The organism is Dyadobacter bucti, assembly GCF_005869225.1.
GTDB classification, from domain to species: Bacteria; Bacteroidota; Bacteroidia; order Cytophagales; family Spirosomataceae; genus Dyadobacter; species Dyadobacter bucti.
Window position 1 is genome coordinate 397,391 of sequence record NZ_SWFP01000002.1, and the last position, 14,109, is coordinate 411,499.

At 43.4% G+C, this 14,109-nt stretch carries 12 protein-coding genes; all 12 read right to left on the bottom strand.

The window, feature by feature from the left end; genetic code table 11:
• Positions 1 to 40: 40 nt before the first annotated feature.
• The 12 genes from FBF61_RS06940 to FBF61_RS06995 all read right to left on the bottom strand — a co-directional run bounded on the left by FBF61_RS06940 (position 41) and on the right by FBF61_RS06995 (position 14,067).
• The gene (locus tag FBF61_RS06940) at positions 41 to 1,075 is read right to left on the bottom strand and encodes a hypothetical protein (protein ID WP_138476477.1); all 1,035 of its coding nucleotides are present in this window, start codon (positions 1,073 to 1,075) and stop codon (positions 41 to 43) included.
• Positions 1,076 to 1,198: 123 nt separating this feature from the next.
• Positions 1,199 to 2,563 (bottom strand): sugar transferase, encoded by a 1,365-nt coding sequence (locus FBF61_RS06945; RefSeq protein WP_138476478.1) that lies wholly within the window; start codon positions 2,561 to 2,563, stop codon positions 1,199 to 1,201.
• A 155-nt stretch (positions 2,564 to 2,718) separates the two neighbouring features.
• Complete coding sequence (locus FBF61_RS06950) at positions 2,719 to 4,047, bottom strand: WcaI family glycosyltransferase (protein WP_138476479.1); 1,329 nt, start codon at positions 4,045 to 4,047, stop codon at positions 2,719 to 2,721.
• Between the two features lie 648 nt (positions 4,048 to 4,695).
• Positions 4,696 to 5,259 carry a putative colanic acid biosynthesis acetyltransferase gene (locus tag FBF61_RS06955; RefSeq protein ID WP_138476480.1) on the bottom strand — a complete coding sequence of 188 codons (564 nt, stop codon included), beginning with the start codon at positions 5,257 to 5,259 and terminating at the stop codon, positions 4,696 to 4,698.
• Positions 5,260 to 5,292: 33 nt separating this feature from the next.
• Entirely contained in the window at positions 5,293 to 6,462 is a 1,170-nt protein-coding gene (locus FBF61_RS06960) for a glycosyltransferase (protein ID WP_138476481.1), read from the bottom strand.
• Between the two features lie 58 nt (positions 6,463 to 6,520).
• Positions 6,521 to 7,189 (bottom strand): acyltransferase, encoded by a 669-nt coding sequence (locus tag FBF61_RS06965; protein ID WP_205748243.1) that lies wholly within the window; start codon positions 7,187 to 7,189, stop codon positions 6,521 to 6,523.
• A gap of 23 nt (positions 7,190 to 7,212) precedes the next feature.
• A complete protein-coding gene (locus tag FBF61_RS06970) occupies positions 7,213 to 8,007 on the bottom strand; it encodes a glycosyltransferase family protein (RefSeq protein ID WP_138476482.1) in 795 nt (264 codons plus the stop codon).
• A gap of 65 nt (positions 8,008 to 8,072) precedes the next feature.
• Entirely contained in the window at positions 8,073 to 9,380 is a 1,308-nt protein-coding gene (locus tag FBF61_RS06975) for an O-antigen ligase family protein (protein ID WP_138476483.1), read from the bottom strand.
• A 55-nt stretch (positions 9,381 to 9,435) separates the two neighbouring features.
• Positions 9,436 to 10,350, bottom strand: a complete 915-nt coding sequence (locus FBF61_RS06980) for a glycosyltransferase family 2 protein (protein WP_138476484.1) — start codon at positions 10,348 to 10,350, stop codon at positions 9,436 to 9,438.
• Positions 10,351 to 10,366: 16 nt separating this feature from the next.
• On the bottom strand, positions 10,367 to 11,542 hold the full coding sequence (locus FBF61_RS06985; protein WP_138476485.1) for a polysaccharide pyruvyl transferase family protein: 1,176 nt from the start codon (positions 11,540 to 11,542) through the stop codon (positions 10,367 to 10,369).
• An 8-nt stretch (positions 11,543 to 11,550) separates the two neighbouring features.
• Positions 11,551 to 12,612, bottom strand: a complete 1,062-nt coding sequence (locus FBF61_RS06990) for a nitroreductase family protein (RefSeq protein WP_138476486.1) — start codon at positions 12,610 to 12,612, stop codon at positions 11,551 to 11,553.
• 6 nt (positions 12,613 to 12,618) lie between these two features.
• A complete protein-coding gene (locus tag FBF61_RS06995) occupies positions 12,619 to 14,067 on the bottom strand; it encodes a lipopolysaccharide biosynthesis protein (protein ID WP_138476487.1) in 1,449 nt (482 codons plus the stop codon).
• Positions 14,068 to 14,109: the final 42 nt, after the last annotated feature.

Consider the following 14,109-nt stretch of genomic DNA (forward strand, 5'->3'; position numbering starts at 1 on the left):
TATAATACCACCCCTAATAAAATTACACGTCACGAAACTATTATTGTCCACCACCTTGATTATGGCAACTTTCAGCCAGTTCACCTTTTTTAACGGTAGCTTCGGCAAGAGCAGCCGAATAAGCAGCTTGGACCGCAGTGGTATTAGCATCACGCGCAGCCTGTGCGTTCGTAGTTCCAGCTGTTGTTTTGGCAGTACAAGCCAGCTTTTCAGAAGCTTCCAGAGTGTTAACAGAGCTCAGATATCCTACATAGCTAATATCCGTCAGTGCTTTCAGCAAAGTATACAACTGATCACCCAGAACCGCCTTACCAGCTTCAAGTGAAGCGCTTGCCTCTGTATGGACAGCTTTCGCTGCTGTACGCAGAGCAGTGGCATTGGTTGTAGCAGTCGTGTTACAAGCTGCCTCCGCAGGAGCCAGTAAGGCTATGTCAGCAGCATATTGAGTAGCCACAGCTGCAAGCTGTGTGTCACGCGAAGCATCCAGTTTCGTTTTAACTACCTGGAACGCAGCCTCAGCTTCGGCAAGACAAGCATCATTTACAAGAACACCTTCAACTCCTTCAACAGCTTCAACACCGGCAGTACGTTGAGCCTTTATCTCCACACCCGCAACTGTCGGATAGGTAACTTTAGGGAGATACACAGACAGCGACGGATCAGCAGCGACTTTGTCAAGAACAGCTTTCAGGTTAGCAGGAAGCGCTCCTCCGCCTTCAACAACTGCGAGTACGTCAGGAGTGATGGTAGACATGGTGGCAATTTCCTCCGGAGTTAATGAGGCTGAAACACCGGCACCGGCCGCTTTCAGACTTTCAGGTACGACACCTGACGTGCTCAGTTCTTCCAGGGCGTTGCTAACTGCGGCAGCTTCGGCAGAAGCTTCAAATTTACCTTCTGTTGCCACAACAGGTGCAGGCGGCGTCAGGGTCACTGTCTCAACTTCGATCTTATTGATTTCGTCAACAAGACCTTCATCTGGTTTAAGAGGATCAGTGTCCTTCTTCTTACAGTTGTACATCAGGAACATCAGGGCAAGCCCGTATGTCAGAAGTGTAATCGAACGTTTTCTCATGTGTTTTATTTTAAGTGGTTAATAATCGTTTTTACGGTTTGTGAGTAAAAATTTTTGAGTGAAACAATAGATTAAAAATTATAAGTAAAAAGGTGATTTGATTATAGGGGGGCCGGGCAGGAATTAAATTCCTTTACCGGAAAACATAACCTGTACTGTTCTGAATATCAAATGAACATCATCAAAAACACTGTATGACTGGAGATATTCGAGGTCATGCTTTAATCTTTCGAGATTTTTGGCAACGTTATCCGCATAGCCTACGGTAACCTGGCCTATTGAAGTGATCCCTGGCTTGACAGTCAGCAATCGTTGGAAGTCATGTGGTTCAGCCTGCATAAGCATGTCCACATCATATTTAAAGAGGGGTCTTGGGCCTACCACAGACATTTCGCCTTTGAGCACATTGAAAAATTGTGGTATTTCATCCAGTCGTGTTTTCCGCAAAATACGTCCGGCGGGCGTGATCCGGGCGTCTTTGTCGCCCTGTGAATGTTGCATGCCCAATTTGTCAGAATCCATGTACATGCTTCTGAACTTGTATATTTCAAAAATTTCTCCCCATTGCCCCGACCGCTTTTGTTTGTAGAAAATAGGCCCTTTGGACGTAACTTTCACGGCAATTGCGATCAGAATGTAAACCGGCGCGCCCACTGTTATCACTACGGCGGAGAAAGCCAGGTCAAATATGCGCTTGATTCGTTGTTCCTTGACACTTGAAAATGGCTTGGTATTCACCTGAATAACCGGGTACATATCATGGTATTCGATAATGGCCATGTTGGTCATAAAGCCGCGGAAGTCGGGTATAAGCCTGATCTGCGTCCGCTGACGTTCGCCCATCCGGATGATGTCGCGAACCTGTTCGTCATTCATTTCCGACAGGCAGCAGTAGATATAATCAAGATGATTTTCACGGACAATCGATTCCAGTTTGTCAATTTTACTCTCTTCGTTCAGTTCTAGTGTGCCGTAAAATTTGTAACCAAGCTCCTTGCGGTCATCGTAAAACTTGTTGATCAGAGAAGCCAGATCGCCTTTCCCGACGATGGCATAGCGTCTGCAATGATGGCCTGTTTCCTGGTAAAGCTTCATCAGAGAGGCAGCTGCGTAACGGCTAGCCGTAGCAAGGAAGATAAACAGCCCGTAAGTCATCAGAAACTGATAGCGCGAATACTCCTCGCCCAGTTTAGCCAGGTATAAAAATGCCATGATCCCCGCTCCCTGCAATAACGTTGCTTTCAAAAGCCCCACCATATGTTCTGAAAAATGATAAACAGAACGTGGAACGGAATATGTTTTAAAAACGTAGGTCGTGAAGATCCAGACGAGGTTGGTAACCAGCATCAGGTTGATATAATCTTTTTCCGAGAATGTATCTAATTCATCGAAACGAAAGAAATAGGCTACGAGGAAGGAAACATTGAGTATGGCTACATCTATCCAGCGAAGCGCATTGGGCAAAAGCCCGAAGTAGTGGATTTTCATAAAAAGTAGTAGCGTTGAGTAAATTTATTACCTGATCCTTTTACATTCCCGGCCAACGGCTGGCCATTTGTATTTCAATATTGCTGCATTCAGATTTTTTACCGAAAACAACCGACTCTATGATTTATTAATTGATTAATGTTTTTGAAAGGGACTCAGGAAGCTTTGGTATAGGTCGTAGACATTGGCATCACTTCCGATCTCTGCACCCGTCCGTATTCCAATTCCAGGTAAGCAGGCACTGCCACCGGCTCGTTTCCTATAATATCGTTCAGAGATGCTTCTATAAAACTCAGCAGCGTTTCTTTGCTCAGATACTGCTCCGCGTACCTTCTCGCATTTTTAGAGATTTCGGTAAGGTCTGAATTCAAAGCTGTTTCTATGGATTCCCTTAACGCTCTTGACGACTCAGGTTCGATCAGAATGCCTATTTTATGTTTTGATATCACATCGTAAAGGGTCGTGCCGGGTGTAGCAGTCACGATCGGGCATCCGCCAGCTGCCAGAATCGCAGTGAGCTTGCTTGGCATCACCAAGTCCGATGCGGACTGTTTTTGTAAAACAAGGTGCAGGTCCGCGGTTGCCAGCAGAGCTGACATTTTTTCGTAAGGTTGAAGCGGAAAGAACTTGATATTGGTAAGTCCCGACTCATTAACCAGGGTGATGAGTTTTTCTTTTCCTCCACCCGATCCTACGATCACAAACACCACGTTCTTCTGCGTCCGGAAACTTTTTGCAACATCTACAATCACATCCAGGCCTTGTTTTTCACCCAGATTACCCGAATAAAGTATAACTTTCGCATCCTGGTCTATACCGAATTCATTTCTTAAAGACTGCGATTTCCGCATCGGATAAACCACGTTTTCGTCTACCCAGTTAGGGAACAAAACCACCTTTCCTGCATCAATACCCTTTGCTGTAATTTTATTTTTCATCCCCGGACTGATGGTCGAAACCGCCGAGCTAAGTTCAAATATCTTCTTTTCAAGCTTGAACATAATGTCAAGCGCACGTTCATTTTTTATCATTCCCAGATCTTTGGCTGCATCAACCTGAAGGTCCTGAATATGCGTGATGAATTTAACTCCTCTGATTTTTGCATAAAATAAAGGCATCAAACTGAGGTGGAAAGGCGGGGATACGCAGATCACCAGATCGTGCTTTTTACCAAACAGAAATTTTAGCCACACCGGCAACATACCCAGCAAAAACGAAAACTCATGTATGATACGCTTGATGGACGTCACATTTTTAGGTACATATAACGGACACCTATATATGTTAACGTTCTCAACCTTTTCCTTCACCCACCACTTCTTTTTGTAGCCATCGTGGATCTCCCACTCCGGGTAATAGGGCAAGCCCGTCACTGCAGTCATATCATGTCCTTGCTTCGCAAGCCACGCAGCCATTTCTCCCGTATATTTTCCAATTCCCGTGAGTTCCGGAGCATAGTTTATGCCAAAGATTACTATTCGCATATGGTTGAGGAATGTTTGATATTACTAATCAGTTAGTTAAGCGGACTTGTCAAATTATTAAAAGCAACCAGCATATTTGATCCATACGACTGAACTCTATTCTATTCTTCGTATTACTTTATTACAATTACTTTCTGTTAACAACAACATATATTACTACAACAAGGTTAGCACTTAAATATAGTAATTCCAAATATTGATGTAGAATTATTTAATTTTATTTGTAGAAATTGGTTAAGTCAAAATATCTATTGGATTAAGCATATTGCCAGGCTTTCCTCGAAAATCAGTAGCCTTCCTCCATCTGCACGATCCCGGAATAGTTAAGTAAGTCGTTGCTGCATCCGACGGCGGAGTTCCGCAGAATATCCATAATTAATCTTTCAGATTGCTCACCAGCACCATGTTTGAAGAAATTCAGTACAAAATACGAAATCGTGAACCGGTAGTTCTACAAACAAAAAATCACATTCCCCGGATTTGGTGATCCTCCGAAAATAACGAATACGAACGCGTCAAAAGTTTTTTAAATCACCTCAGGTTACGTCTGCACGGATATAACATTACCAATACGTGGTTCAACAGAGAGATGCTTTGCAGAAAAAAAAAGTTGTTGCGAAACGGGCGAACAATCTCGGAAAAAGTACTTTATTCGGCAGATTCCCCACCAGGAATACGGTCGCGTACGGCCCGCGCGGGCGAACCGGTACAGATTTTGTTTCCAGGCAAAGATTTGAAAACAGATGCCCTGGCACCTACTACCGTACCTTTGCCGATAGTAACTCCCGGCCCCACATACACATCGGTGGCCAGCCAGCACTCATCTTCTACAACGATTTCCTGTCGTAAAATCTCGAAGTTATCTTTGAGATAATCGTGCGTGCCCGTACAAAGGTAGCTGCGCTGCGAAATGACTACATTATTCCCTATTTTGATCGCGCCAAGGCTGTACAAAACCACTTCATCGCCGATCCAGCTGTAATCTCCTATCGTAACTTCCCAGGGAAACTGCGTGTGCATGGTTGGCCGCAGAATAACCCCTTTACCGATTTTGGCACCAAAAGCCCGCATTAGAAACCGCCGCCAGCCATACATGAACTGTGGTGAAGTTTTAAACAAAAGTGACTGAACAATCCACCAAAGCTGGACATACCAGCCGGATCGGCTGCGAAAGTTAGCTGGTAACTGAAATTTATTGAGCTGCTGGTACATTTTCGGAGGGATTTTCGTGATTCAATTTCGAGGCTATTTCCTGATATTCATATCGAGGGTCGATTTTAGCTTTTTTGCGGTAGAATCGATCGCAAAATTTGATGTAAATGTTTCAGTTGCATGAAGGCCCAAAGAATTCCTTCCTTCCTCCCCGATCTCCAGCCACTGCAGCAGCGCGGCACGCACACCCTCATAGGTATCCGGGCTGACAATTCCTGATTTTCCAGCTTCGATCTCTTTCCAGATATTCACCTGGTCGGATATGATCACAGGCTTCCCGCACGCCAGCGACTCAACCACAGCTATCCCGAAATTCTCCTGATGACTGGGAAGGACAAAAGCCTCGCAACCATAAAACGCTCCCCATTTGTCTTCCCCTGTTAACATCCCCGGGAAGAGAATATGCTCATCCTTCGCGGCGAGCCGTATGATTTCCTCACCGTAGGGAGTGTCGGAGTCCGGACCCGCAATGAGCAGCGCCGGTAAATCGTGCCCCTCTGATTTTAAGGATATATAGGCCTTGACCAGTAAATCTACTCCCTTTTTGACATTGATCCGTCCCAGAAACAACAGGTATTTTTTATTTTCAAGCTGATACCTTTTCCGAAAGTTGCAGACGCTTTCTGCCGACAGTTTCGGAGGAGCTTCGATACCCAGCCCGATCACCGATTCAGACTTTGGGTTATAGGGATAAAATGTCTCCTTTGCCAGTTCTTTCTCCGTTTCGCAAGTAAAGAGCAGTCCGCGGGAAGTGTTGACCAGTTTACGTTCAACCAGCTTCCAGAAAATCCAGTTGCGGATCGCCTTCACTTTCCTTCCTTTAGCGCGTTGAAACCAGGGATCCAGCATACCGTGCGGCATCACAAATATGGCCGGACCGCTACCTTCCCCTGCTTTACCGGCCTGATAAACCGCGTAAGTATGGTACTGCCACAAACCGTGAACGACAACTGCTTCGTAATGCTGCATATTCATTTCCAGCCAGCGAAGCAAATTCGCATTATATAACCAGGGTCCTTTACCCGGGCCCAAAAAGAACACTTGAAAATCATCTTTCGGATATCCTTCCGGCGCACCGGCATCCAGGCAAGCCACCTCGCTTGTTACTTCCCGGGCTGCCAGCCCCTTGACCATTGTCCTCATTGCCTGGCTTACTCCGCCGGCCTTCGGATCAATTGTAGATAGAACATGAAGAATTTTCATTAAGTATACTGGTAACTAAGCACTTGAAAGATTGATTTAACGTCTGTCCGGACTCGTCTCAGCCCCGGCTTGTTCTATGGAAAAATGCATAGGTCCTGTCCATATTTTTCATAAATACAGCTGGCGAACCGGCATAAAGACAAAAAGATTCTGTAAATGACTTCGTCAGCACCGAGCCTGCGCCCAACACACACTGAGCTGGTAATGAAGTGCCGGGCAGAAGAATGGACCGTGTACCGACAAAACAGTTAGAACCAATAAAAATGGGTGCGCAATCTTGTCTGTTGGTCTTTATTGAAGTGGAATGTGTAAGAATCTGTGTGCCATATCCGGCAATTGAAGTGTAGTCCCCTATCGTGACTGTGTCAGTACAATCCACCATATGGTTTTTAGTGATGGCAGAGTCCTTTCCACAAATCAGAACGGGTTTTCTTTCCAGCTTGTCGGCGAAATATCTGTCATCGCCAAGCGGATACCCAGTGATCCAGTTGCTGCGCGTGATGCAGGATTTTTCTCTCATCAAAATTAAATTCAAATTGATCGCCACATTGAAATGTCCTACATAGGCATTGGCTTCCATCTCCAGTTTCTCCGGATAGAAAAATGACAATCCTATTTTCGCTGTCGGGTGTATTTTATAGCCAAAAAAAACGGAAAGAAGCCGTCTCTTTAAAAACCAGGGAAACGGTATAATGACGACTTTGACGATAAGAACAATGAGCTTCAAAATACTTTTTAACATAAAATAAACTACGCGCGGTATACAGATCTATTGATAAAAAAACGCTCAAGATAAATCCTGATATTAAACAGACGAAATAATAAAACCGAGATCCCAGCCCTGTTTCTGTTACGTTGCGGCACCATCTTTAACAATTCCTGATGCTCCTTTCCCTGCAGTTCTTTATTGGAAGATAACTGTCCTTTCTGAATCGTATATTTTGCGCAAATTTTCCGGGTTGCTTTCAGCTTTGCCTTATTCCGAATAGCTGACAGCCAGAACTTCGTGTCAGCCACCAGTTTGAAGCTCTCGTCGAAACCTTTCTCACTAAAGTATAGTCCGCTCCGCATCAATGTTGCCTGTTGGGTAAACAAAATGATATCTCTGGTAAGAAGATCAGGAAAAAATTTATAGAACGGAAAAGAAGTCTGCTCTCCTATCTTTTTAAGATTTTCATCTACAAAACATACACGGCCGTAAGCAACATCAATACTTTCATTTTTATCCAGGATATCAAACAATGTCGGGTAATTTTCAGTCCACAGATCATCGTCGTTGATAAACCCCAGATATTTATAATCACGTCCCAGCAAATTAAACACGTGGTTGAGCGCCTGGTATATTCCGCGGCAAGTATCCGGTTCGGCAATAATGTTGAGATTCGGATAGTTCTCTGATAAAGATTCGAAGGCATTTTTCGGGGCGATAATCACATGCTCCACTCTGCCGTTACCATGCGATTCTACCGACTTCACCGTCTCATCCAGAGAGGGCCGGTTACCAAGCGTTGCCGTAACGATCAGCGTATCTTTAAGTTTCTCCATGGAAGGGTTTTCAATTATATCTTTTGACAATCTATAAAACAACTGCGGTAAATTACACCGGGCGCTTATTCGGAATACTCCTGTACTTCCAAACTTTCCTCCTCATTCTCCTCGTCTTCCTCTTCATGACGCATTAATTCGTATTTTCTGTAAATGACCAGGACAAACGCCAGCATAATAGGAATACTCTGTTTGATGTGCGGCAGCGGGGAGAACAAAAACGTCCAAGCCAGATAAATCATGAAATAAAACAGGATAATCGTGTATTCACTATACTGTATATCCGGGTCAACGATCATCGCAAAAGCCCTGCGATAAAACGAATACATCACAAACAAAATAGCGAGCACACCTCCGAGCCCCGCCGATATCCAGGAACCGAAAATGATCGAATGGCTTGGAATGATAAATTTTCCGTTTGCCCTTTCAAATTTACCTTCGAAAGTTTCTTCGTCATTATGTAATTTCAAAACCATATAGGTGTATTTCCCACCGGGATCAGGTGCCCAGGAACCATGGCCAAAAACTGGTTTGTCACCAATAGCAAGCAGCGCAACATAGGTTTCAGACCTTCCTCTGATCAACAAATTCATCGGATTGTAAGGGTCTTCCAGCATTTCGAGCTGCTTTTTGGAGTGATACCCTCCTATCTGCCCATCAAGAACCTGCCAAACATAAATACTGAACAATCCCTGAAAAAAAATAGCCAGGAAAACCAGCATCATCAATGCATTCTTAAAAGTGATTCTGGGGATTCTTGAGTTGAAGAAAAAAAGCATGGAAAGCACAACGAACACCATCCCGTTGGAACGTGCGTCAAATGCAATACAAAAAATCCCGTAGGCTATCAGAACAGAAGCCAACCCCATCTTGGACAGGATATTCTTCTTCAATAAATACCAGGTGATAATCAGCATCCCGCTATTCATCATCGGAACCAAAGTAAACTTAAATACACTCATCTGTTCCAAACCAATATCTTCGACATTGCTCGCTTTCCAGATCATTGTACTCAGAATACTTCCTACAAAATAGTAAATGATACTATCAGGGCTCTTCCAAATCATACGGGCCAGAAAATTAGTAACGATCACAGCAAAAATAATATTCGCCTGCCCCCGCATCATATTTTCCATGGACGAGTGGTTTATCAGATCACTCAACATCTGAAAACCAAGAAACACGAGGTAACCGATATTCACCCTTTGCAGATCCGGAATATCAGAATACAATTTTTTCCAGTTTTTTACAGACGTGCTGCCCAGCACGGCCAAAATCTCATTCGCACCCAGCTGGCCCACAAAGTTGACTTTGAAACCCGAAATGAGCGCAAATAAAAATGTCGTTACCTTATAAAATAATCTCTTGCTCAATGGTCTATAACCGGTTAGGGTACATTCACATAATCAGAAAAATAGCGGAGCCCAATTACCGGCCTGCCAGCACACTTGCCGTCCGCAATAGTTTTGGCTTGGCCACTATCATAATCTGTAATTTCAAAAAAAGCTTTGCCGACCTCACAATATTGTTCAGGAAAAGCATCCTGAAAGAAGCTGTAAATGCAGCCTTTGTTTTCCCGCTGAGAATGAGCTGCCTTGTGTATTTATAATAAGTATTTTGTCTTTGCTTTTTATAAAAATCGGTACCATCAAGATACTCCGCCCATTTTGTAGTGATCTGTTTCAAGCCGGTTAATCTTTTGTCAATATCATAGGAAACCCGTGACCCGAAATGCTGCCTGAACCTGACAAGTGGCTCGTCTATCAATACAAAAGAATAGTTGTGTGCAATGCGAAACCACATGTCCCAGTCCTGAAAAGAAACCAGGCTTTCGTCAAACAATCCTGCCTTCTCAAAACATTCTCGTTTAACGGTGACTGCGGTAGTAGTAGCAGGGCAAAACCGGCCGGCGCACATTTCCTTTACAATATCATCCGGCAGTGAAGTAGGAAATACTTCGTCATTGAGTACGCCGTTCTCCCAGAAATAGGTACAGTTGGAATACACGAGTCCGGCTTCAGGATTCTGGGTATGGATTTTAACATGCTTGTATAATTTCTCCGCAGACCAAGTATCATCATCATCGAGAAAAGCGATCACATCGCCTTTTGCCCGCGTAATACCTGCATTTCTCGCTGCGTTTCCGCCCCTGGAAACCGGTTGGTTTATTACGTGGACTTTGTCAAACTGGCTGCAAAGCAATGAAATATCCTCACCCTGACTCGGAAAATCATTTACGACGATTACTTCGTAATTATCATAGGTCTGTAATGATATACTTTCCAGGGCTTCCCTGAGCAGTGGAAGGCGATTGTATGTCGGTATAACAATGGATATTTTCATAAAAAAAAGGCGTTAATTAGCTTACTACTTCAAGTATCTGATTCCACATTTTTTTATTCTTTTGCTCCACCTGAATGTTAATATCAAGCAGCTCCTTCCGGATCTGCTGGTTACTTTCTTCGGGGATCAGCTGATCGATCAAACCATGTATCTGTTCTTTATCAGGAAGAGCCAGACAGAAATTCCTCACATTATATTCGCCCGCCAGCTCCTGATATTTGTGTGACCAGGATGTCATGATACAAGGCACTGATTTGGATAGTGAAGATGCCACTGCATGGAAGCGCGATGCAATATTGAAGTAAGACCCAGACAATACTTTTTTCAGCAAAACCGGATCAAGTTCCAGAAATGTAGACACCCTTTTATTGTCTTTAAAAGAATCAAAAAGCGTATTCACCAATTCAAGATCATCGCTTGCAGAGTGGTTTACGATTTTGACATCCAGAGTCGAATGATCCAGGATATATTTTATCGAATCGAGTAAAAAAGACACGTAATCATTTTTCCATGCATCACCTGTTTTATCCAGCATCCTGACATTAGGAATAATACAGCAATACCGTTTCTCAGCACCCTTTGAATCTGCGGCAGAAGTAGTGGAAAATGATAAAGTAATATCCGGATGCTGCTTGATTTTCGGGCTGTTCACCACAGATTTCAGATAATCAAAGGAACTTTTGTCCCGCGCAACCATTAAATCCGCGGATTCGATACATTCCTCAATTACAGGCAATTGTCCTGCACTGAAAGGCCCGAATGCCTGCGGAAGAAAAATATATTTTGTATTGTTCTTTTTTACTTCCTTAATCAATGAAAGAAGATTTGTGATGGGTTTCATTCCCCATTTTTCAGCAAATGCATATCCCGAAATATCAAATACCACATCGATATCTTTCAAACTGACCGGGCCGGAAAAGCTGGTTCCATTTTTCAAACCAAGATAGGTTTTCATCAGGAACGGATACTTGAAACTCAGATTAAATGTGGAAGGTTTTTTATATCCGACATGAAATAACGGAAAGTTCAGCGGGCTATACCCGGATTTCAGTATTCTCTCTTTTTTCGCCAGAGTCGGACTTAGGTAGAGTTCAGCATCAGGAAGGTATTTAGAGATCTGATCCTTTACACTATGGATCATTAATTCCGCACCTTTATTAGAAAACTCTCCGCCTACTACTAATACTTTCATAATATTGATCAATTATATTTTCTAATATGCTCTAAAGGTCTTTTCTCAGAAAAAGCAACCATTCCTTCAGGGTCGGGATAGCCGATTCCCATGCACATAATCGGGCGCTGGTATTTTTCGATTTTGAGAAAATTCTCCATTTTTCTTTCCAGACTTTCTATATCAGGCCAGTTAATTGAACAACTGCTCAATCCAAGGGTTTCCAACGCCAGCATCAGCGACATGGATGCAAGGGATGCATCGATATACATGACATGCCGGTCCCTTTCTTCAAAATATGCGTCCAGGTTTCCGACAATTACGATCAAAACCGGTATGCTATGGCCGTATCCTTTAATGCCCATCGGATAGCCCACCACCTCTTTCAACAATTCAGGGTCATCGTAAATCCGGAACTCAAAAGGCTGCCTGTTGCATGCGCTCGGTGCCTGGTTTGCGGCAAGAATAGCCTTATCCAGGATTTCTCTCGGAACCGGCTTATTCAGAAACCAGCGCACCGATCTGCGCTGCTTGGTAAGTTTGTAAAACTCATCAAAAGGAATCTGTGCAAAATTGTTGGCCTGGCGAATATATGGTACCGATTTGACGGCGGCCGGCGCATCTTTACTTTCGTAGGATTCGGATACAATTTGCTTGAAACGCTCATAAAGCGAATTGACATAAGTGTCTTCCTTGGCACCTGAAAAATACTCGGAAAGCACGTCGTAAAACCATTTCATCTGCGCATTTGTCTCAATCTGGTCCGGGTTCCAGACACCCGAAAAACACTCGATGGTTTCGCCAATATATTCTTTTCCAAAAACTGCTCTTTTCGGGCGCATCAGAAGCCCTTTTTCAATTCTGTGCGTATTCCTGACCAAAAGAAAGTAATTATTTTTGGTCTTCTTAACCTCGCTGATATGCTTTACAGTACCAGAAAGTACTGCCCTGTGTTCACGGGAAAATGAATTATCAAACAGAAAATAATACATTGAAGACAATCTTTCCGACCTGTAACACAGCCTGGGCAAAGTTTCTGTCAGCAAAGTACGTTTAGCGAGCCGAAGCTGATTTTTGATATTTTTAATCATCTTAATTTACTGTTTGGAAGACAGTTTCAATTGTTGCAACTGAGACTTTAATTCTCCGTATAACATTACATAAATCACCCCGCAGTAGACGATCATAAACAGGATTCCTGATATGATATAATGTACGCCTGCAACTTGGTAGAGAAAGTACAATGCCAGATAGGAAATTGCGGAGGCGATCCATGGTTCTTTCACTGCATTCAGAAATTCCATAGTGCCTACGGAAATATGCAGCAAACGGTTGAATGTGTATTGTGCGATCAGGACGGCAATAACTTTATTGATCAAAACTGCCCAGGCTGCACCGATAATACCATAATAGTAAATACCGATAATCAACGTGGGAATAAATATCAGGGCTTTGACAAACTGGAGTTTTAATTCCAGCTCGGGTTTTCCCATTCCGCGGATCAGGGAGGTATTGCTGTTAACCATCATCGCCACCATCACTGACAAAGAAAGTATCCGCAAAGGCGGAATAGCCATGATCCATTTCTCCCCGAAAAAATTGAGAATGAGCGGTTCGCCTAAACCAAATAACAGTACCATGATCGGATAAACGATAATGCTGTTATAATTGACAACTTTCAGGTAATACCGTTTCAACGATTCCGGGTCCGATTGCTTTTTTCCGTACAACGGATACATCACATTGTTAATGACCCCCATCAACCTCGATTTAAAAGTGTCGGTCAGGATAAAAGCAAAAGTATAGGCCCCGAGGGCTTCTGTACTTAACAGCTTTCCGATGAAAAGATAATCAACGCTGTTAATGGCATAGTTAACAATATTGGTCCCGGTAGTATACACGCCAAAGCCGAATACATCCTTGAATGACTCACTGTTCCAGATCAGCTTGGGAAGCCAGCCGGTAGCGATAAAATAAAGGGGCATTGCAATGGCATAGGAAGCAACGGAATTAAAAACCAGTGACCATACGCCCGCTCCCAAAAATGCAAGTCCCAGGGCTACCGAGCCGACAACAATATTCGAAACGTTGTCGATGAAAGCCATTTTCTTGAAATTCATCTGCTTTGTGAGCTGCGCTTTATGAACCATATTCACGGGGCTGAACAAAATACCTATGCTCAGGACCGGAATAAGCTTGTTAAGCAATGGTTCGCCATAAAAAGAAGCCGCTAAAGGCCCAACCGCGAAGCTTATAATTACATATAGAAATGCCGACCATATCACACCGGTCCAGAAAGCAGTATGGAAATGAGTTTCATTCAGATCATCATCCTTCCTTTGGATAAGCGCCGCTCCGATTCCCAGGTCATTGATAACCTGGATCAGACCGGTAAATACCGTCGCCATTCCTACCAATCCAAACTGATCAGGCAATAGCAATTTGGCTAAAACCAACCTTATAATAAAGGTGAAGGAAGCATTTACAATGAGTTGTAGTCCATTCCAGAATGCTCCTTTTACAGCCAAATTCTTTACATTATCCATATATCTGATTTAGGGCCCTTCATTTGGTCAAATGACATTTGC

Excerpts from the sequence above, each read along its gene's own strand:
- FBF61_RS06945 (WP_138476478.1), bottom strand. The coding sequence starts at position 2,563 with ATGAAAATCCACTACTTCGGGCTTTTGCCCAATGCGCTTCGCTGGATA.
- FBF61_RS06955 (WP_138476480.1), bottom strand. The coding sequence starts at position 5,259 with ATGTACCAGCAGCTCAATAAATTTCAGTTACCAGCTAACTTTCGCAGC.
- FBF61_RS06995 (WP_138476487.1), bottom strand. The coding sequence starts at position 14,067 with ATGGATAATGTAAAGAATTTGGCTGTAAAAGGAGCATTCTGGAATGGA.
- FBF61_RS06970 (WP_138476482.1), bottom strand. The coding sequence starts at position 8,007 with ATGGAGAAACTTAAAGATACGCTGATCGTTACGGCAACGCTTGGTAAC.
- FBF61_RS06950 (WP_138476479.1), bottom strand. The coding sequence starts at position 4,047 with ATGCGAATAGTAATCTTTGGCATAAACTATGCTCCGGAACTCACGGGA.
- FBF61_RS06985 (WP_138476485.1), bottom strand. The coding sequence starts at position 11,542 with ATGAAAGTATTAGTAGTAGGCGGAGAGTTTTCTAATAAAGGTGCGGAA.
- FBF61_RS06960 (WP_138476481.1), bottom strand. The coding sequence starts at position 6,462 with ATGAAAATTCTTCATGTTCTATCTACAATTGATCCGAAGGCCGGCGGA.
- FBF61_RS06990 (WP_138476486.1), bottom strand. The coding sequence starts at position 12,612 with ATGATTAAAAATATCAAAAATCAGCTTCGGCTCGCTAAACGTACTTTG.
- FBF61_RS06940 (WP_138476477.1), bottom strand. The coding sequence starts at position 1,075 with ATGAGAAAACGTTCGATTACACTTCTGACATACGGGCTTGCCCTGATG.
- FBF61_RS06980 (WP_138476484.1), bottom strand. The coding sequence starts at position 10,350 with ATGAAAATATCCATTGTTATACCGACATACAATCGCCTTCCACTGCTC.